Annotated in this window: 16 protein-coding genes; 13 read left to right on the top strand and 3 right to left on the bottom strand. The window is 36.9% G+C overall.

All coding sequences use genetic code 11. The features are described 5' to 3' along the window. Window positions 1-101: 101 nt before the first annotated feature. A complete protein-coding gene (locus tag B9N79_RS20175; protein WP_019390786.1) occupies window positions 102-419 on the bottom strand; it encodes a winged helix-turn-helix transcriptional regulator in 318 nt (105 codons plus the stop codon). A gap of 330 nt (window positions 420-749) precedes the next feature. Between B9N79_RS20175 and B9N79_RS20170 the strand changes: the two genes are divergently transcribed. Next, window positions 750-2,105, top strand: a complete 1,356-nt coding sequence (locus B9N79_RS20170; RefSeq protein ID WP_040060816.1) for a cation:dicarboxylate symporter family transporter — start codon at window positions 750-752, stop codon at window positions 2,103-2,105. Between the two features lie 142 nt (window positions 2,106-2,247). Next, a complete protein-coding gene (locus B9N79_RS20165; protein ID WP_040060896.1) occupies window positions 2,248-3,285 on the top strand; it encodes a polysaccharide pyruvyl transferase family protein in 1,038 nt (345 codons plus the stop codon). 49 nt (window positions 3,286-3,334) lie between these two features. Here the strand turns inward: B9N79_RS20165 and B9N79_RS20160 are convergent, their stop codons facing one another. Next, on the bottom strand, window positions 3,335-4,723 hold the full coding sequence (locus B9N79_RS20160; RefSeq protein ID WP_019390790.1) for an NCS1 family transporter: 1,389 nt from the start codon (window positions 4,721-4,723) through the stop codon (window positions 3,335-3,337). Window positions 4,724-4,956: 233 nt separating this feature from the next. Further along, on the bottom strand, window positions 4,957-6,585 hold the full coding sequence (locus B9N79_RS20155; RefSeq protein WP_046218089.1) for a PucR family transcriptional regulator: 1,629 nt from the start codon (window positions 6,583-6,585) through the stop codon (window positions 4,957-4,959). Between the two features lie 221 nt (window positions 6,586-6,806). On the opposite strand from B9N79_RS20155, the gene allC reads away from it, so the two are divergent. From allC to B9N79_RS20100, 11 genes are all read left to right on the top strand, one after another. Further along, window positions 6,807-8,048: an allantoate deiminase gene (gene allC / locus B9N79_RS20150; RefSeq protein ID WP_040060894.1), complete on the top strand. Its 1,242-nt coding sequence runs from the start codon at window positions 6,807-6,809 to the stop codon at window positions 8,046-8,048. A 12-nt stretch (window positions 8,049-8,060) separates the two neighbouring features. After that, window positions 8,061-9,332 (top strand): pyridoxal-phosphate-dependent aminotransferase family protein, encoded by a 1,272-nt coding sequence (locus B9N79_RS20145; protein ID WP_040060812.1) that lies wholly within the window; start codon window positions 8,061-8,063, stop codon window positions 9,330-9,332. Between the two features lie 132 nt (window positions 9,333-9,464). After that, window positions 9,465-10,808, top strand: coding sequence for a uracil/xanthine transporter (locus B9N79_RS20140; RefSeq protein WP_040060810.1), 1,344 nt, complete (start codon window positions 9,465-9,467; stop codon window positions 10,806-10,808). A 10-nt stretch (window positions 10,809-10,818) separates the two neighbouring features. Beyond that, window positions 10,819-12,033, top strand: coding sequence for an amidase (locus B9N79_RS20135; RefSeq protein ID WP_046218090.1), 1,215 nt, complete (start codon window positions 10,819-10,821; stop codon window positions 12,031-12,033). Continuing rightward, entirely contained in the window at window positions 12,030-12,905 is an 876-nt protein-coding gene (locus tag B9N79_RS20130; protein ID WP_046218091.1) for a fumarylacetoacetate hydrolase family protein, read from the top strand. The genes B9N79_RS20135 and B9N79_RS20130 overlap by 4 nt, the downstream gene beginning before the upstream one ends. 28 nt (window positions 12,906-12,933) lie before the next feature. Then, window positions 12,934-14,304: an allantoinase gene (locus B9N79_RS20125; protein ID WP_040060804.1), complete on the top strand. Its 1,371-nt coding sequence runs from the start codon at window positions 12,934-12,936 to the stop codon at window positions 14,302-14,304. A 411-nt stretch (window positions 14,305-14,715) separates the two neighbouring features. Next, window positions 14,716-17,406 carry a right-handed parallel beta-helix repeat-containing protein gene (locus B9N79_RS20120; RefSeq protein ID WP_046218093.1) on the top strand — a complete coding sequence of 897 codons (2,691 nt, stop codon included), beginning with the start codon at window positions 14,716-14,718 and terminating at the stop codon, window positions 17,404-17,406. A gap of 170 nt (window positions 17,407-17,576) precedes the next feature. Further along, on the top strand, window positions 17,577-18,863 hold the full coding sequence (locus tag B9N79_RS20115; RefSeq protein ID WP_040060801.1) for an aspartate aminotransferase type Ic: 1,287 nt from the start codon (window positions 17,577-17,579) through the stop codon (window positions 18,861-18,863). A 293-nt stretch (window positions 18,864-19,156) separates the two neighbouring features. After that, entirely contained in the window at window positions 19,157-19,318 is a 162-nt protein-coding gene (locus tag B9N79_RS20110; protein ID WP_040060799.1) for a mersacidin family lantibiotic, read from the top strand. 63 nt (window positions 19,319-19,381) lie between these two features. After that, window positions 19,382-19,582, top strand: a complete 201-nt coding sequence (locus B9N79_RS20105; RefSeq protein WP_094041302.1) for a lichenicidin A2 family type 2 lantibiotic — start codon at window positions 19,382-19,384, stop codon at window positions 19,580-19,582. A gap of 42 nt (window positions 19,583-19,624) precedes the next feature. Beyond that, window positions 19,625-19,825: a lichenicidin A2 family type 2 lantibiotic gene (locus B9N79_RS20100; RefSeq protein ID WP_094041300.1), complete on the top strand. Its 201-nt coding sequence runs from the start codon at window positions 19,625-19,627 to the stop codon at window positions 19,823-19,825. The last annotated feature ends 21 nt before the right edge of the window (window positions 19,826-19,846 follow it).

Genomic DNA, 19,846 nt, shown 5'->3' with positions numbered 1-19,846 from the left:
ATTTTTCCTACCTTTCCTTGCGACCAAACGCAATGATGTTCAACCTGGCTCGTGGGGGATTTCCTTCCGCGAACAGAGAATGTTTTCTATTTCTTCTTTTTTTAATCTTTAACCCAGCTCTCAGCCCATTGACTAATAGGACCAAGAATTTTTCCTAATTCAGTTCCTTTTTGAGTTAGGGAATACTCTGAACGAATAGGGCGATCTGGAATCACGTTGCGAACAACAATTCCATGCTCTTCAAGCTCTTTAATTCGCTCTGTTAACATACGTCGACTTAAGTCTGGAATCGTTTCGCTTAATTCACTAAATCTTTTAGGACCGCTCATTAGAACATAAATAATAAGCCCTGTCCATCTTTTCCCAATTAATTCAAAGCTCTTCTCTACCTTTGGATGCAATTCTCTATTCTCTGTCACTCGTTTAGCCTCCTTACCTGAATTCGACAAAGGATTACTTATGTACTTATTGTAACAAAAAACCGAATGAAATAGATTTTTTTAGTATGAGGTAATTAGTAAAGTTTCATAACAGTAAGTACGATTAGAAAGAAATGAAAAATAATCCGTTCAAATCTCATTTTAAAGTTTTCATAGATGTTCCAAAGCAGAATGAAACTTTTGGTTAATAAGTACAATGACGTTCTCTTTCCCCTATATTACAATGTTAATTAATATAACATGATATGTAACTTAAAGTAATTTATCGGAATATTCAATTATCTATAATGTAAGGGAAGGGGAAATATAATGAGGGAAACGAAAAAAGAGATAAAAAAAGAACCTTTTTATAAAGGGATCTTTTTTCAAATTGTTGTTGCTATTATTTTAGGAACAGTTGTTGGGTATCTGTGGCCAAGCGTTGGGAGTGCTCTTCAACCAGTTGGAGAGGGATTTATTAAGCTTATTAAAATGATTATTGCACCACTCATTTTTGGGGTAGTTGTTGTCGGGATTGCTAAAGTAGGCAACATCAAAACAGTTGGAAGAATCGGAGGGAAGACACTTCTCTACTTTGAAGTTGTTACAACGTTTGCTTTAATTATTGGGGTTGTTGTAGCAAACATGATGAATCCAGGTTCAACAATGAATGTAGATCCATCAACATTAAGTACAGCAACTGTTGAAGAGAAAACAAACGGTTCAGATCTTCCGAGTGAAGGTGAGTTTTTTCTGAATATGATTCCAGATAGTGCTGTTGGAGCTTTCGCGAATAACTCTATGCTTCAGGTTCTATTAATTTCATGTTTGTTTGGAATCGCTCTTGTCCATATTGGGGGGAAAACGTCGGAAGTTTTGCTTGATGTACTAGAAAAAGTAAACAATGTTCTCTTCAAAATTATGAGTTATATTATTAAACTAACAGCACTAGCAACCTTTAGTGCAATGGCATTTGCAGTAAGTCAATATGGGATTGGGACACTTGCTTCATTCGGCAAACTGTTTGTTGCGATGACAGTTGCTTGTCTCTTATTTATTCTAGTATTAGCTGTTATTGTTCGGATAATGATTGGACTCAGTTTGTGGAAAATCATTGTATATATAAAAGAAGAGATTTTACTTGCTTTTGCGACAGGATCAACAGAAGCCGTTATGCCACAATTGATGGATAAATTTGAACAAGCAGGATGCAATAAAGCTGTAGTTGGCTTAGTTGTCCCAACAGGTTACTCTTTTAATTTGGATGGGGCTTCAATTTACCTATCTATCGCCCTGGTCTTTTTAGCTCAAGCAACAGGAGTCGACTTAAGTCTTGGAGAGCAGCTACTTATGTTAGGGATCTTACTTTTAACTTCTAAAGGAATGGCTGGAATTCCGGGATCCGCTTTTGTTGCCCTTTCTGCAACGGCCGCTGCGATGGGATCTATCCCAGTTGCCGCTGTTGCCCTGATGCTAGCGCCAGATCGTTTTATGGGAAACTATCGGACAACAGTTAATATTATTGGTTATGCTGCAGCTACGTTTATTATCTCAAGCTGGGAGAAGTTGCTTGATAAAGAGCAGGCACGAGCAATGCTTGAAGGTGAACTTGTGTACGAACCAAAAAATGTGGAGATAGAAGAGGATTTTGATGAAGTCACAACATCTAGCAAAACTGTATCATAAATAACGAAAAAAGGTGCCTCTAAACAAGGCATCTTTTGTATTTTGGATAAATTTGGTGAGTATACAGAGGCATATTTTATTTTTTCAAGGGTATAGGAAAGGTACCAACTTAAACCTAGAAAAATGAAGGAGGACCATAATGATGAGCAAACAAACAATTCTAAATAAAGAATTGCCAAAAGGGGTCGGGCCAAATGTAAGTCCAGAAGCTTTTACAAATGATAAACGAAAAGTCTTTCTCTTTGGTTCTCCAAGTTATACAAATATAGGAGACCAAGCGATTGCTTATGCAGAAGAGAAATTTATAAGAAATCACTATCCTTACTATGAGTATATTGAAATTATGGACTATGCAACAGATGAAGGAATCCAAATTGTAAAAGAAATTATTAGTGAAGATGATATTGTTTGTTTTACAGGCGGTGGAAATCTTGGGAACTTGTATCTCGATATTGAGGAAGATCGAAGAAAAGTAATTTCAACTTTCAAAGATTACAAGACGCTCTCCTTTGCTCAATCTGTTTACTTTGAAGAAACAGAGGAAGGGGATAAGGAGAAAAAGAAAACCAAAGATGCTTATCATCAAAACCGTCATTTAACAATTGGAACGAGAGAACAGCAGACGCTTGAATATGTGAAAGATACATTTGATTCTGAAGTGATGTATACACCTGATATGGTATTATCGTTAGATATTGAGCCTCAAGAGCTTGAGAGAGAAGGAGTTCTCTTTATTCTAAGAGAAGATAAAGAAAAGGTAACAGAGGAGAAGTTTATTTCTGAGTTAAGAGAGTGGATAGAACAGGAAAAAGGGAAACGTACTGGGCGTACAGATACAGTGCTACACGATATTGATGTTATTGATTACAAGGACCGAGAAGATCAATTTATGAAGATGCTAAATCGCATCGGATCCAGCGAGTTAATTGTTACAGATCGTCTGCATGCAATGATCTTCTCCATTATTACAAAAACACCTTGCGTGGTATTTGGTAACAGCTATGGAAAGGCGAAACACTCTTATCGAGACTGGCTTGAAGCATTGAACTTTATTGAGTATACAGATCAAAAAGATATTAATAAACTCGAAGAAATGATTGATCGTCTCCTCCAAGCAGAGCCAAATGACATTGACTTAAAAGAAGATTTTAGACCTTTACGCACCTATTTTAAAAAATAAAAAGCTCCATAAAAAAGCGTGAGGAAAGAACTCCTCACGCTTTTTTAATTTACTCAAAAATAGTACCTTTTTTGAATTTAGAATTTTTAAAGGTGAATTTCATAAGAAGAAGGTATGAAACGCCTCCGACAACAACACCGATAATCCATCCAAGATCAACTTCTAAGAAGGCTGCCGAAGCGCCTGCTAGCATTGCAATTAAAGCACATGGATTAACACCTGAGAAGGGTCCGTCTTTTTTATATAAATCATCAACATTTACTTTTTGTTTTCTTAATATATAATACTCCACTAAAAGAATAGAAACGATAGGGCCCAGGAATGCTGAGTAGATGAGAACAAACAGATTGAGTCCGTTTGCAGAAGAATCTTGAACAAGAACCCATGGAAATGAACAAAGTGCAAGCAATCCAGTTACAATAACAGCTGCTTTGTACTTCATTTTCGTTAACAAAGTAATTACGTATGTTGGCGGAACAATATTTGCAACCATATTAACTGCTACAGCTCCTATCACAATAAAAGCAGATACCCCAACAGTAATATAAGGATTGTCTACAACAACAGCAAAAGCTTTGACTGGATTTGAAATACCAGTTGCTGAAGCGAGCATAACGCCAATTGTCAGCACAAAACCATAAGCAATAGTAATAGGAGAGAAATATAATAAACCACGTTTCTTATTGCTTATACCTGTTTTTAACTCTCGAGAGTAGTCGCCAGCGCTTAAGAAAATTGCCGCGTAGTTACCGAGGAAAACCATAATAAAAGCGAAAAAGGGAAGTCCCCATGTTCCTTCTGTATGAACCCACTTTTCTGTAATCACATCTTTATAAGAAGTGAGGAGGATACTAAATACATAGAGGAGTGCAAGCATAATGACAATAGAGGCGAGTGTTTCAACCCATTTAATGGCATGAAATCCGTAAAGAGAGAGAACAATTTGTAGAAGTTGTAGAGCAATAAAACATACTACAACATTATCAACAGATCCTCCTGTCAGGGCTTTTGCAATTTCATTGAGTGCAGTACCACCAATCCAGCTTTGAAATCCGTACCAAATAATAGCTGGAATGCCTCTCAAGAGAGAAGAAATGATGGAACCTTTTACTCCAAATGACATTCGAAGCTGCATGACATAAGGAATGCCTGTTTTATAGCCGAATCGATCGTTCAAAGCGAAAAAGGTGGAGATAATCCCAATTGCAATAGCTGCTGCCACAAACGTTTGGAAGATGTTGAGCGTTGCCGTTCCCGCTACAACTAAGCTTGCACCAAGCGTCATATTACCAAGATTCACTCCATCACCAATCCACATGAACATGTAAGATAGAGGACTAACAGGTCGTTCCTTTTTTGGAAGAAGTGACTCATCAATCTTCAGGGTGTCTTTTGTACTTTGTTCTTCTACGACTGGATTTGCTAAATTTGTAGACACTATTATTCAGCTCCTTTTCATAAAGTTCTCTATATAGTTAATTGTTTTAACTTTAGACGTTAAGAAAATTGACATGTATAAAGTTTATAAGATGAAAAAAGAGATGTCATTGACATATTTGTGAATTTTCTGAAAATTTTTTGTGCAATATGACAAATTATTTTAGTAGAAAAGAAAGCGTGAAAAAGCCAAACACCTCTTACTAGAATGTTTGGCTGTATATATTATAGTGTCTATACATGAATGCTTTCTCCTTGACCTTGAATCAATGCTTTAATTCGAAAGGCGAGACGCAAACGGAGTGTTTCGTCAGGTTCCTTCAAACTTCTTCCTATAAGATCTTCACATTTTTCAAGGCGATAAATTACAGTATTTCTGTGTACATATAAACGCTTTGCTGTTTCAGAAAGTTGACAATGAGTTTCCAAATAAACAGAAAGGGTGTGGAGTAAGACGTCATGATCTTTTTTTGCTCCATCAAAAAAAGGCTGAAATGTATCACTGTAGAATTTTTTTAATTGCTCGTATGGAACCATGCGTAAAATTTCAGGAACTTCTTTCGGTTGATATGTCTCAATAAAGCCTTCTTGTCCTGATAGCTGTCCATAATATAGTGTGTCATTTGCTTCTTTGTAAGAAATAGGAACATGTAATAGCTGTTGAGCATAGTTGCTAAGGCCAAAACAAAGGTCTTTTTTGAAACGGCTTGAGACCTTAACTTGAAGCTTTCTCAGCAAATCGAGAATAAACTGATCCATCTGAACCTGTTTGCTCTTTAAAGGAAAAAGTAAAACATAAGCTCTATTTACTGTGAAAAAATGAACGGTCTGAGAAAAGCGCTGTAATTCAGCTTCGATTGTGTCGTAAATAAGCTCATAATCTTGTCTGTGTTGTGAAAATGAAGTTTCTTTATGACGTTCAATTGTTTTTCCTACCGCACAAACATAGCGTTGCTCATTTTCTAATCCAAATTCTTTTCCTCGGCTAAGGATTTCTTGTGATGTTGTAAAGCTTCCATTAATAAAATTGTTAAAAAACTCGTTGTGAAGGCGGCGTTCGTTTTGTTTTAAGGCATTTTCTTTCATTAGCTCAAAAGCTATAACATTAATAGCTTGTTCAATTGTAAGAACAGTAGAACGATCTGTTGGATGGATCTCCCCAAAAACACATAAGTAGCTGTACTGCTTGTGTGTATGGACAGGGAAAAGAGTTAGCGTAATTTTATCTGGACTAAGAAGTGAAAAAGTGAAAGGCGTTTGTTGAAAAATATCGTTCTCAACTAAAATAGTTTCTAATTTTTCATAGATAGAATAATCATGGCTTGAATTTGTAATAGGTTGTAAATGGTGATTTAGTAAAACAACTTGAAAATGAATGAGTGATGATAAACTTTGTAAAATTTTATGTACGTTTTGTCCATTCATAATTTGATTTGTAAACTGCTGGTGCGTCATCATTGCATTTCGAAGTTCAGTTGTACGAATGTCGAGTATATAATTTAGAGACTTATGAACAATATCCCCTAGTGAAGTATGCATAGGAAGTTCTAAAAGCGGAAAATTGAGCTGTTGAGCTAATTCAATGGCTTGCAGTGGGATTTCTTGTAAGAAACGCTTTGTTTTAATTCCTAAGCCTGAGCAACCTTTCTTTTTCATCTCTTCAATAAGTGTAATAAGAGAGTGAAGGTCATCCTTAAAATGAAAAGCAGTTGTAATAAGAAGTTCATCTTTTTTGAGAAAATGGATAATATCAGGGGCATCCATCATGTTAACAGTGTTTACCTCATAATCTATATTCTTCTCTCCAGCTCGTATAATTGTGCCTTTAAATACTGATAAATCTAATAATTCGCTTAATTTCATAAAACTCAGTTCTCCTTTTGTAGGATATTTAAAAGTTTAGGACAAGAAAGATAAGGTTTTGGTTAATATGCATAAAGAAATGACTGAATATTCTACAATTATGTCAATGATTTTAGCAGGTATCTATTTTAAAATCAATATATATTACAAACAATGTTAGGAAAAGTAACGAATGGAATATAAGCAAGACTTTTTGTGAGAGAGGAGGGATATGCTTGGTAATGGAGGAAAAGAAAAAGCTCACACTAGCACAGCAAACAGCTGAGATGGTGGAATGGTTAGCTTCATTTGGAGGAAGTGAAAGCGGTGGAGTGACACGACTTCTTTATTCTGAGAGTTGGAAACTTGCTCAAGAGGCGCTCAAAGCACGAATGGAGGAGGCTTCTTTACATGCTTACTATGATGATGCTGGAAACCTCTTTGGAAGGTTAGAAGGTAGCGAAAAAGAAGGTCGTGCAATTCTTACAGGCTCTCATATTGATACGGTCGTAAATGGAGGGAAATATGACGGAGCATACGGAATTATTGCAGGATTTCTTGCGCTCAAATATTTATCTGAGCATTACGGTCGTCCCAAAAAAACAATTGAAGTTGTTTCACTATGTGAGGAAGAAGGAAGTCGATTTCCAATGACCTACTGGGGGTCAGGAAGTATTACAGGACTAAGATCACTTGATGACGTTTATGTATTAAAAGATCAAGAAGGTACTTCATTTATAGAAGCAATGGAAAAGTCAGGATTTGGGAAGGGAAAGTATCAGCTTCCAGGAAGTGCTCATTTCGATTGTTTTATCGAATTGCATATTGAGCAAGGGGAAGTGCTGGAACGAGAAAACAAATCCATTGGCGTTGTGTCTCATATTGTTGGACAGCGCCGATACAATGTAACGGTCAACGGTGAAAGTAACCATGCTGGAACAACCCCAATGAAGTGGCGAAAGGATGCAATGAACACGGCTTCAGCACTTATTCAAGTACTAATGGAGAAGTCGAAAAGAATGCCTGCTGATCTTGTTGTAACAGTGGGTCAAATGATTGTTGAGCCAAATATACCAAATGTTATCCCAAATAAGGTAACATTCAGTATTGATATTCGTCATAGTGACAGTGATATTATTCAATCATTCTGTCAGGAGGCATTTGAAAGCTTTGAAGGTCTAGCGAGAGAAAGGGGCACATCATTAGACATTCACAAGTGGATGGATGAGCATCCTATTAAAATGTGTGAAAACCTTAACGAACTTTCAACAACAATCCTTCAAACAGAAGGCACTTCATTTAAAGAAATGACTAGTGGAGCTGGACATGATTCGCAGGTTTTCGGACAATTCATCCCTACCTCGCTTTTGTTCGTTCCAAGTCATAAAGGAATAAGTCATTCACCGCACGAATTTACTAAAACAGAAGATTTAGAAAAGGGAATAAATCTTTTAATTAAAATATTGCACAAGTTAGCTTATTAAGGAGGAAAAAGGATGGTAAGTTTCCAAGAAATAAATTCACCTTTACGAACAATTATGACACCAGGTCCTGTAGAAGTTGATCCAAGAGTTCTACGTGCAATGAGCAACCCAATCCTTGGGCAATTTGATCCTGCATTTACAACGATGATGAACGAAACAATGGAAATGCTTCGAGGAGTATTCCAAACGAAAAATAAGTGGGCATTTCCAATTGATGGAACATCCAGATCAGGTCTGGAAGCTGTGTTATGCAGTGTTTTAGAGCCCGGTGATAAAGTTTTAATTCCTATTTTTGGTAGATTTGGTCATCTTTTAACAGAAATTGCTGAGCGCAACGGAGCAGACATTCATTTGATGGAATGTGAGTGGGGCACAGTATTTGATCAAGAAGAGATCATTAATGAAGTAAAACGAGTGAAACCAAAAGTACTTGCTGTTGTTCATGGTGAAACGTCAACAGGATGTATGCAGCCGTTAGATAAAGTTGGTCCTGCTTGTCGAGAGCTTGGCGTGTTAACAATTGTAGATGCTGTTGCAACAATTGGTGGAACAGAAGTTAAAGTTGATGAGTGGCAACTTGATGCTGTTATTGGCGGAACTCAAAAGTGTCTTTCTGTACCGTCTGGAATGGCTCCTATTACTTACAATGAGCGAGTTGAAGAAATTCTTGCTCGTCGTAAAAAGGTTGAAAAAGGTGTTGCAACAGATCAGGATCGCGTTAACGTTCAGCATCCGATTCGGAGCAATTATTTTGACTTAAGCCAGCTTCAAGACTACTGGGGACCACGTCGTCTTAATCATCATACAGAAGCAACATCGATGCTATATGCTTTGCGTGAGGGAGTGCGCATTGTTCTTCAAGAGGGCTTAAAAGAAAGGTTCTCACGTCACCGTTTTCATGAGAGAGCACTTATTGAAGGAATTAAAGCAATGGGCTTAACGTTATTTAATGAAGGACCTCAAAAATTACCGATGGTAACATGCGTAGATATCCCAGAAGGTGTTGATGGAGAAAAAGTTAGAACAATGCTTCTTGAACAATTCGGAATTGAAATTGCTAGTTCGTTTGGACCGCTACACGGCAAGATTTGGAGAATTGGAGCGATGGGCTACAGCTGCCGCAAAGAAAATATTTTATTTGTTTTATCAGCTCTCGAAGCATCCCTTATTCGTAATGGAGCAAAAATTCAAGTTGGCAGAGGACTTCAAGCAGCGCTAGATGTGTATGAAGCAGGTAGCCTTCAAGAAAAAGAGAATGGAAAAGAGAGCACAGTAATAAAGTAAAGAAGATGCTGATGTGATTTTTAGAAAAAGATTCCGGAGGCTCCGGAATCTTTTTGCGCACTGTAGCCGATACAGATAAAGAGAAAAGTAGATAAATAGATCCCATTCCTTACACATATAGAAGGTGAATTTATGAGAGAGTTTCTTAGTATAAAAGGGTGGCTTGCAGGTTTGCAATGGCTCTTTTTTATTTTTACCAACACAGTTGTTATTCCGATTACAGTTGGAGCAGCTTTTCAACTTTCCCATGAAACGCTTGTTTCATTAGTTCAATGTTCCTTTTTGTTTACGGGTCTAGCTTGTGTTTTACAAGCTTTCTTAGGCCATAAGCGTTCGATTATGGAAGGGCAATCAGGGTTATGGTGGGGAGTTATTTTAAGTCTTTGTTATGGAGCTGCTGAGAGCGGTATGTCTCTAGCAACTATTGGAGGAAGTTTAAGTGTTGGAATCATCATTTCAGGAATTATTACAATTGTTATTGGGGTGAGCGGCCTATCAGGTTATTTATCCCGTTTATTTAACAATGGTGTTATGGCTGTTTTTTTGTTTTTATTAGCTTGCCGCCTCAATACAATGTTCCTTCAAGGAATGCTAGGTATTCCATTTGGCAAAGGTGATGAAGAAGCACATATCGATGTACCAGTTCTTTTATTGTCAGTAGCTGTTGTTGCTTTTGTGATTATCTTCAGTATAAAGGCTCGCCCTTCCTTTGCTAAATATTCCTTACTTATTGGCATTATTGTTGGGTGGATTTCGTTTAATCTTTTGTTTGGGGAGAAAGCGGCTGTAGAGGTTTCAGAAGGAGTAAGTATAAAACTTTTTCCACTTGGTTCCCCTAGTTTTGATATCGGCATTATTTTAACAGCTGTTATTGCAGGTCTCATCAATACATCCAACACATTCGGAGCTCTAAAAGGAACCGATGAAATTTATAAAAAAGAGGCGACAAAGGGAGAGTATAGGGGCTCATTTACAATTAGCGGCGTGTTAGGCATTTGTTCTGGATTATTTGGCTTAGTTCCGTTCGCACCATATGTCTCTTCTATTGGGTTCCTTCAGCAAACAAAAATTGTTGAACGACTTCCTTTTCTGATTGGAGGAGCACTCTTTACTTTGATGGGGGCTGTTCCATACGTAGGAAATATGATGGCTAAGCTTCCCCTTAGTGTAGGTAGTGCCGTTTTGCTTGTGACATATTTACGGTTGCTTCATTCTTCTTTTAACTATTTTATTACAATTACATTTACGCCGGAAAATGTGTATCGATTAAGCATTCCTTTGTTTATTGGTATAGGTTTAATGACGTTTCCTGCTTCTTATTTTGAAACAGTGCCAAGTATTTTAAGACCGCTTGCTAGCAATGGTTTACTCATGGGAATTTTACTATCTCTTTTATTAGAAAATATAAAACTTTCAAAACGGAATATAAAAAAAGGAGCTTCAGTAGAAGAAGAGAGAAGATATAAAGGAAAATGAGGAGGAGCTTATGATAAAAGATCAATGGAATGCTTTTTTTAATCAGAATGTAGCAATTGCCCCAACAGGGAAAGGCAGCTTGGATGGTTTGGTTTTTTCTGTGAAAGATGTCTTTGCCATTCAACATTATCAAAGCAGTGCAGGAAATCCTACATGGCTTCGTACACATGAGGAATCTAAAAGAAATGCAGTGGCAATTGACATGTTGCTTAATCAAGGTGCAAAGCTGCATGGAACCACTCATACCGATGAATTGATGTACAGTTTAAACGGTGAGAATTTCCATTATGGTACACCTATTAATCCGAAAGCTCCAGATCGCATTCCTGGAGGTTCTTCAAGTGGATCAGCTGTTTCTGTTGCGGGTCAAACAGTTGATTTTTCTCTAGGAACCGACACTGGAGGCTCGGTCCGCATTCCGTCTTCTTATTGTGGTATTTATGGGTTTAGGCCAACACATGGAGCTGTGCCGATAGAAGGGGTTATTCCACTTGCTAAAAGCTATGACACAGTAGGGTGGATGGCAAATAGCATTGATTTATTACTTAAGATTGGGCGTGTTCTGCTTCCTCAATTTAAAGAAGACGGAGATTTTATAAACGTTGAGTTTGCAGAAGATGCATGGGAACTTCTTGAGGGAGAAACAAAAGCTGCTTTTCTTCCCTTCTTAAAACTATTAGAAGAGGAAAGCGAAAATAGCAAGTGGCAAAGGATTTCACGTGAAGGTTTATCAGAGTGGTCAAGTGTCTTTAGAACAATTCAAGGAATCGAAATTTGGAAAGAGCATGAGCAATGGATCAAGAAAGAAAACCCAATCTTTGGATCAGGAATTTCTGAACGATTCGACTGGACAAGTACGTTGAAAAAAGAACAGAATGAAGCCGCTTATAAGCTAAGGGAGAAAATAACAAACGAGCTTACACATTTGCTTGGAGAAGATGGAATACTTGTAATCCCAACAGCCCCTGGTGGAGCACCTTTACTTAATCTCCAAGGAGAAACGGCTGAAAAGTATAGAGCGAAAACAATGAGCTTATCATGTATTGCGGGTTTAGCTCGTCTTCCACAAGTGACGCTTCCAGTTGTTGAAGTGAATGGAATACCTGTTGGGTTATCTCTTATTGCAAATAGAAATCAAGACTTGAAACTATTACGCTGGTCTCAGCGCTTTTTAAGAAAAATAGACCAAAGCTTTATAACAAGTAAAAGAGGTGAAAATGTATGAAATTAGCTGCTTTAAGTATAGAAGGAAAAGAAACGATAGCCCTCACTCATGATAATCGTTTTATTTCTATTGAAACTATTAATGAAATGGAAGGCATGTGCTTCGAAGAAGACTTCGTCTCTTTACTAAGAGAAGGACAATTCAGCGAGCTTTGCACATGGTATAAAACAGAAGGAAAACAAAAGCTAAGCGTTTTTCCTTCTATAAAAGAGGAAGCTGTTGAAATCGCCCTTTGTAAAAATCCTAGTACTGTTTTAGGTGTCGGAATGAACTATGTAGAAAAAGCAATTGAGCTTTCTGGTAAGCTTCCAGAAGAAGAGCCCGTAATGTTCACAAAACCAAGCTCTACCCTTGTTGGTCCAAATCAACCTATTTTACTTCCTGTTCAATCAAAGGAAGTGACAGCAGAAGGAGAGCTTGCCATTGTAATAGGAAAACAATGTAAAAATGTAAAACAGGAAGATGCAAAGGAGTTTATTGCGGGTTTTACAACAGCACTAGATGTTACAGCAAAAGATATTCATGGGAAAAACCCTCGCTATCTACAGCGTTCTAAAAGCTTTGATACATTTTGTAGCATTGGGAGTTCCTTTGTGACTTTAGATGAGTTTTCTTCTCTTAATAAAATTAAAGTAGAGACAGTGCTAAATGGAGAAGTTAAGCACAGTAATACAGTCTCAAATATGATGTACGACCCACTTTGGCTCCTCGAGTTTTTTTCAAGTATTATGACGCTTAATCCTGGCGATATAATTTTGACAGGAACACCAGGCTCCGTCCTTATTAATGAGAAAGACGTTGTTGAATGTCGGGTGACAGAATTAGCATCGTTAAAAAATGATGTACGAGTGGGTTTGTTACTTGCAAAATAAATAAGAAGCTAGAGAAGGAGAGACTTTTATGAGCTTGTATGATGTTGTAATTCGAAATGGAAACGTTGTTCTCCCAACAGGTGTCGTTAAGACAGATATCGGGGTTAAAGACGGGAAAGTTGCTGCAATTGAGAAAGATCTCCAAGATCAAGGAGAACAGGAATGGGATGCAGAACATCAATATGTTTTTCCAGGGATGATTGATGTTCATGTACATTTCAGTGAGCCTGGAAGAGAGCATTGGGAAGGATTTCATACAGGTTCCATGATGATGGCTGCTGGGGGATGCACAACTTATTTTGATATGCCTTTAAATGGTATTCCCTCTACTGTAAATAAAGAAGCATTAGACGAAAAGGCGAGGATAGGAAATGAGAAGTCTGTTGTAGATTTTGGTCTGTGGGGTGGACTTGTTCCTGGAAATGAGGAAGATTTAAAGCCTCTTGCAGAATCAGGTGTAATTGGGTTTAAAGCCTTTCTTTCTACAACAGGCAACAAAGAGTTTGAAGCCGTTGATGATATTACATTGCTAGACGGAATGAAACAGATTGCTCGCCTCGGAAAAGTACTTGCTCTCCATTCTGAGAGTGCAAGTATGACAAACTGGTTGAAAAAAGAAAAAGAGAACGAAGGAAAGTATAGTGCTGATGACTATTTAGAAACTCGCCCAATTGCAGCGGAAGTCGAGGCAGTGGAACGCGCTATCTATTATGCAGAGCTTACAAATTGTCCTCTTCATTTTGTTCATATTAGTTCAGCAAAAGCAATGGAAAAGATCCAAGAAGCAAAAGAAAGAGGAATGAACATTACTGTTGAAACGTGTCCCCACTATTTATTATTTCATCATGGACACTTAAGAGAGCTTGGAGCTGTTGCAAAATGTGCACCGCCTTTAAGAGAAGACCATGAAAGACAAAAGCTTATCGAACTTTTGAAGAATGATCAATTTGATATGATTTCATCTGATCATTCACCGTGTCCATATGACTTAAAAGATCCTAATGTTCATAACCTTTTTGAAGCATGGGGCGGAATTAGTGGTGGGCAGTTTTCTCTTCTTGCTTCTATTGAGCTTTCTTTAGCGCACAATATTCCATTTGAAAAAGTAGCAAAGTGGACTGCTTCAAATCCTGCTGAACGGTTTGGAATCTCTGATCGAAAAGGGCACATTGCCAAAGGAGCAGATGCAGATTTTGCTTTTGTTACATTAGACGAATCATATACTGTTACGGCAGAAAATTATTATGCTAAGCATAAAGAAAGCTTATATATAGGTCACACGTTCCCGTGTAAAGTAGTGGGGACTATGAATAGAGGAAAGCTTGTGTTTAAAGATGGGGAAATAGATAAACAAGCGGACCGTAAGTGGCTGAAACCCGAAAACAGTCTCTATGTTTAATAGTCTTTTAAAACTCCTATGCTTTTAGTAGCATATGGAGTTTTTTTCTTTAATTCGAATTTTTTATAGTTCCTAACTAAGAAGCAGAGTGAGATAAAGTAAGTTACCTAAAAGCATTAAGACTAATTTATCTTGAATAGATTCATCTAAGTTGTTCCCGAGTATATGGGCTATCATTTTGTTGAAAAGTAATAGAAGAAAAATGTAAAGCATATATTCGTATAAAAGGGATTCTTAAAAAGAGTCCCTTTTTACTATCTCAAAAAGTTACATGTAATATTATAGGAGGCAGAATTCTTTAGGTTTCCTTACGATAAAAAATGGAACTTATTTGAAATTAAAAAGTGTTTGTTATTTGTTTACCATGATAAAATGTGAGTAAATTCAGAGCAGAAGAACGGATGGTGAGAGATGTTTAATAGGAAGACGTTAACCGTTTCACAGAAGATATTTTCAAAATATAAAACAATTGGAGAAGCACTAAAAAATGCTGAACATGGAGCGAAAATCTTAGTAGAGCCTGGAATGTACCGTGAGAGTTTAATTATTGATCGAAATGTAGAGATTATTGGAAAAGGAGCACCACAAGAAGTGTTGATTTACAGTGAGCATGAATCACCGATTATTGTACAAACAGAGCTTGCTACTATTAAAGGGCTAACAATCCATCAAAGAGGAAAATACGATAATCTTAATGACTATTATGCAATCGAAATTCCAACAGGATCGATTCATATTAAAGATTGTATTGTGCGTTCTGACGTTGGAGGAGGTATACGAATTTATAATAAGCATACAGCGCCCATTATTAATAACTGTTTGATACATGATGTCCAAGGGATTGGCATGTTTGTTACAGAAGAGGCAACTCCCATTATCATTCGAGGAAAAATCTATGCGAATAAAGAAAACGGACTCTTAATAGATAAGAAAGCATCGGGCATTATCGAAGACTGTGAGATCTATCATAATGATTTTGCAAATGTGTGGATTGGGAGTGAGGGAGATCCTTTAATAAAAAGCTGCAAAATCTATGACGGAAAAGAAAGTGGTATATGGATTACAGAAAGAGGAAAGGGAATTATTGACGACTGTGTCATATACGGAAACACCTATTCAAACGTTTGTATAGTTCACGAAGGGAATCCAATTGTTCGGAAATGTCATATTTACGAAAGCAGTCAAAATGGGGTTTGGGTAACGGAGGGTGGAAAAGGAACATTGCAGGACTGTGAGATTTATCGCAATAAATACCCAAACGTAGGCGTGACAAATAGCGGAAATCCAATGATAATGAGCTGCAAAATCTATGATGGTGAAAGCTGTGGCGTGTGGGTCTCTAAAAAAGGAGAAGGATCTTTTTCAAATAGTGAAATTTATAATAATAAAGCTTCTAACATCGACATTTCACATGAAGGAGATCCATCTATTGAAGGCTGTACTATTTATAGAAGTATGCAAAGCGGTATATGGGTCTCATTAAAAGGTTACGGGACGATAGAAAACTGTAAAATTTATAGTAATACATATTCTAACGTTGGTATTACTCATGAAGGAAGTCCTATTATACGAGCTTCTCACATATACGATGGAGCTCAAAACGGTATATGGATCAAAGAGAAAGGGAGAGGTGTAATCGAAAAAAGTTATATTTACAATAATATCTTTGCAAATGTAAAGATTGTGACAGAAGGAGATCCTGTTATAAGAAGCTGCCATATTTATAATGGGAAGGAAAGTGGAGTATGGGTTGAAGAAAGAGGGCTCGGAATTATTGAAGGCTGTCATATTTATGGACATATGTATACCAATGCAGGTGCTGCTCAAGGTGCAAACCCTATTTTTAAAAACTGCAGAATTTATGAAGGCAAGCAGCATGGAGTATGGGTAACAGAAAGTGGACTCGGAATTTTCATAGATTGTGAAATTTACCGTCATCGTTTCTCAAATGTTGCTATTGCAGACAAAGCAAATCCTGTTATCGAAGGTTGTCATCTTTATGAAGCTGAACAGAACGGTGTATGGGTAAAAGAAGGCGGCTTAGGGTTAATTGAAAACTGTCAGATTCACCATAACGGTTATCAGAATGTCAAGATTATGAGTGAGGGAAATCCTCTTATTCGGAGCTGTGATGTTCATCATGCTAAAAACTGGGGAATATGGGCAACGGAGAAAGGAAGCGGAACAATTGAGAATTGTCGGCTTTATTCAAACGAAAAGGATAACATTATTATCTCAGAAGATAGCAAGACAAAAATCATAGGTGAGAAAAGTGAGATAATATCTCTTAAATTTGAAAAGTTTTTAAATGAGCTGGATAATTTAATTGGTATGAATAATGTAAAAGAACAAATTAAAAGAATGATTCATTATATCCAGAAGTTCGGGCCAGACACTAAATTAAAGGCTGAGCATACTGTTTTTTATGGAAATTCTGGGACAGGAAAAAATACGATAGCAGGGCTGCTTGGGAACCTCTATAAAACAATGGGTGTATTAGAAAAGGGCCACATCGTAAAAGTGAGCAGAGAAGAGCTTGGCAGCTTATCTATTGATACAACAGCTGAAAAAATGAAGCAGAAAATGAATGAGGCAATGGGCGGTATTCTTCTCATTGACGAAATATCTTCCTTTGAACATAAAGAAACACCAAACAATATTGAACTTGAAGCTCTTAACGTTCTTTTAAGAGAATTAAAAGATAAGGAAAGCAAATTTATTGTGATTATTGCGGGATCTGAAGAAGAAATCAAGAAATTTTTCTTTCTAAATCCCCGTTGGAATAGTCTCTTTTCTAGGCATTTTCACTTTCAAGAATATACTCCTTTTGAGCTTATGGAGATTAGTGAGAGATTGCTATATAAAAAAGGATATACCATTGATGCGAGTGCTTATAACTTTCTGCTTTCTTATTACATTCAAAAATATGAGAATCGTAATTCCCACTTTGAAAATGCAGCTTTTGCTCGGTATATTGGAGAACAAGCTATGAAAAGTGTAGATTGTCGTCTAGCAAAATCATTGAGTACTGAACATGTATCACCAATTGAAAAAGTAGTAACCTTTCTTGATCTTCAATCAGTATGTAGGGAAGAAGAGTGATTTTGGGGATAATTAACTTAAATGTAGAGGATTATTCTAAATAGAGAAAAAATATAAGTATTCTACTTGAAAAAAACAGGATTATATAAAACAAAATGCAAATTATCTGATAGTATATTAGTGTATAAAGGTGAACTTAATAGAAGACCACAAAACAGGAGGCAATCAGCTTGAGTAACTTTAATAGTTTAGCAGTTTCTGAATTAGAAGCATTACAAACAGAATTGAAAGAAAAATATGAAGAGTACAAAAGCCAAAATCTAAATCTAGATATGTCTAGAGGAAAGCCTTGTACTGAACAGCTTGATCTTTCTTTGGAAATGCTTGATACTGTAACATCTAATAGCAACTTGAAAACAGCAGATGGAGTCGATACACGTAACTACGGAGGTCTTGAGGGAATTCCTGAGGCAAAAGAATTTTTTGCAAGCATTCTTGAAGTGAATCCTAAAAATGTGATCATTGGTGGAAATTCAAGTCTAACAATGATGCATGATACAGTTTCAAGAGCAATGTTTCACGGCGTATATGGAAGTGAAGTTCCGTGGATTAAATTCCCGACTGTAAAATTCCTATGCCCAAGTCCAGGATATGACCGTCATTTTGCTATTTGTGAGCTATTCAATATCGAAATGATTGTAATCGATATGCTAGAAGATGGACCAGACATGGACCAAGTTGAAAAGCTTGTCGGAGAAGATGAAACGATTAAAGGCATGTGGTGCGTGCCAAAGTATAGTAACCCTGATGGTATTACGTACTCAAATGAAGTTGTAGAAAGACTTGCAAACATGAAAACAAAAGCAAGAGACTTTAGACTTTTCTGGGATAATGCATATGCAATTCATCATCTAACAGATACTCCAGATGAACTTAAAAATATTTTCACAGCTTGTGAAGAAGCAGGAAACCCTGACCGTGTGATTATATTTAGTTCAACATCAAAAGTGACATTCCCAGGTTCTGGTGTTGCTATGATGGCAGCAAGTGAAAATAACTTGGATTTCTTCCGCACACAAATGTTTGTTCAAACAATTGGTCCTGATAAAATTAATCAGCTTCGTCATGTAAAGTTCTTTAAGAATACAGACAATCTAAAAGCACACATGGAGAAACATGCAAGCATTATTAAACCAAAGTTTGATAGAGTGCTCCAACTGTTAAGTGAGGAACTTGGTGATAAAGGCATTGCTTCATGGAAAAAGCCTAATGGTGGTTATTTTATTAGCTTGAATACATTAGAAGGATGCGCTAAGAAAACTGTTCAACTAGCTGGTGAAGCAGGTGTGAAATTAACAGGAGCTGGTGCAACATATCCGTATGGCAAAGATCCAAAAGACCGCAATATTCGTCTTGCTCCAACATTCCCATCTCTTGAAGAGCTATCAAAAGCAATTGAAATCTTCTGCCTTTGCGTTCAAATCGTGAGCGTTGAGAAGCTTTTAGCAGAAAAATAAAAATATATTCTAAACTAGAGTCCTTTTTCTAAATAAAGAGAAAGGGCTTTTTCTTAATTAAGTGGTTCAATAATCTTGGGAAACATCCTACTCTTTTGTAAAAAATAAATAACTATATATAGGTATAGATAAAAGGGGACGTTTATGAATTCATAAACGTCTTTTTTATTTCGAGAATAATCGTTTAAGAGCAAGAGTTAACGTCTTATGACTAAATAAACAAAGAATAAGGAGATGCTTGTATAGTTTAGATATAGAACGACACGTTCTAAAAAAATAACGAGGTGAATGAAATGGAAAAAAACAATTCATATGCGGGTCCAAGTTTTGAAGAGTTAACAGTAAAAGAAATGGAAACAATCCAAGGAAGCGGAGATGTTCAAGCTGAAACAACTCCCGTATGTTTCACAATTGGTTTAGGTGTAGGAGCGTTAGTTTCAGCGGCAGGTTGCTAACGAGAACTAAAATATAAAAACTAAAAAATAAAAAAGAAGAGGAGAATTAAAATGAATAAAAAGATGAATACAGCAGGTCCAAGTTTTGAGGAATTAACAGTAGAAGAAATGGAAATGATTCAAGGAAGCGGAGACGTTCAAGCTGAAACAACTCCAGTTTGTGCAATAGCAGCAACAGCGGCAGCAAGTTCAGCAGCATGCGGCTATGTTGGTGGAGGAATCTTTACAGGTGTAACAGTTGTAGTCTCACTAAAAAGTTGTTAATTAAAATAAAAAGAGAAGAGGAGAATTAAAATGAATAAAAATATGAATACAGCAGGCCCAAGTTTTGAAGAATTAACAGTAGAAGAAATGGAAATGATTCAAGGAAGCGGAGACGTTCAAGCTGAAACAACACCAGTTTGCGCAATAGCAGCAACAGCAGCAGCAAGCTCAGCAGCATGCGGTTATGTTGGTGGAGGAATCTTTACAGGCGTAACAGTGGTAGTGACATTAAAAAGTTGCTAATTAACCCTAAAATACAAAAAC

The organism is Priestia filamentosa (assembly GCF_900177535.1).
Classification (GTDB): Bacteria; Bacillota; Bacilli; order Bacillales; family Bacillaceae_H; genus Bacillus_I; species Bacillus_I filamentosa.
Note: the sequence above shows the minus strand (reverse complement) of the source record. Positions and strands in the feature narration are given on the sequence as shown.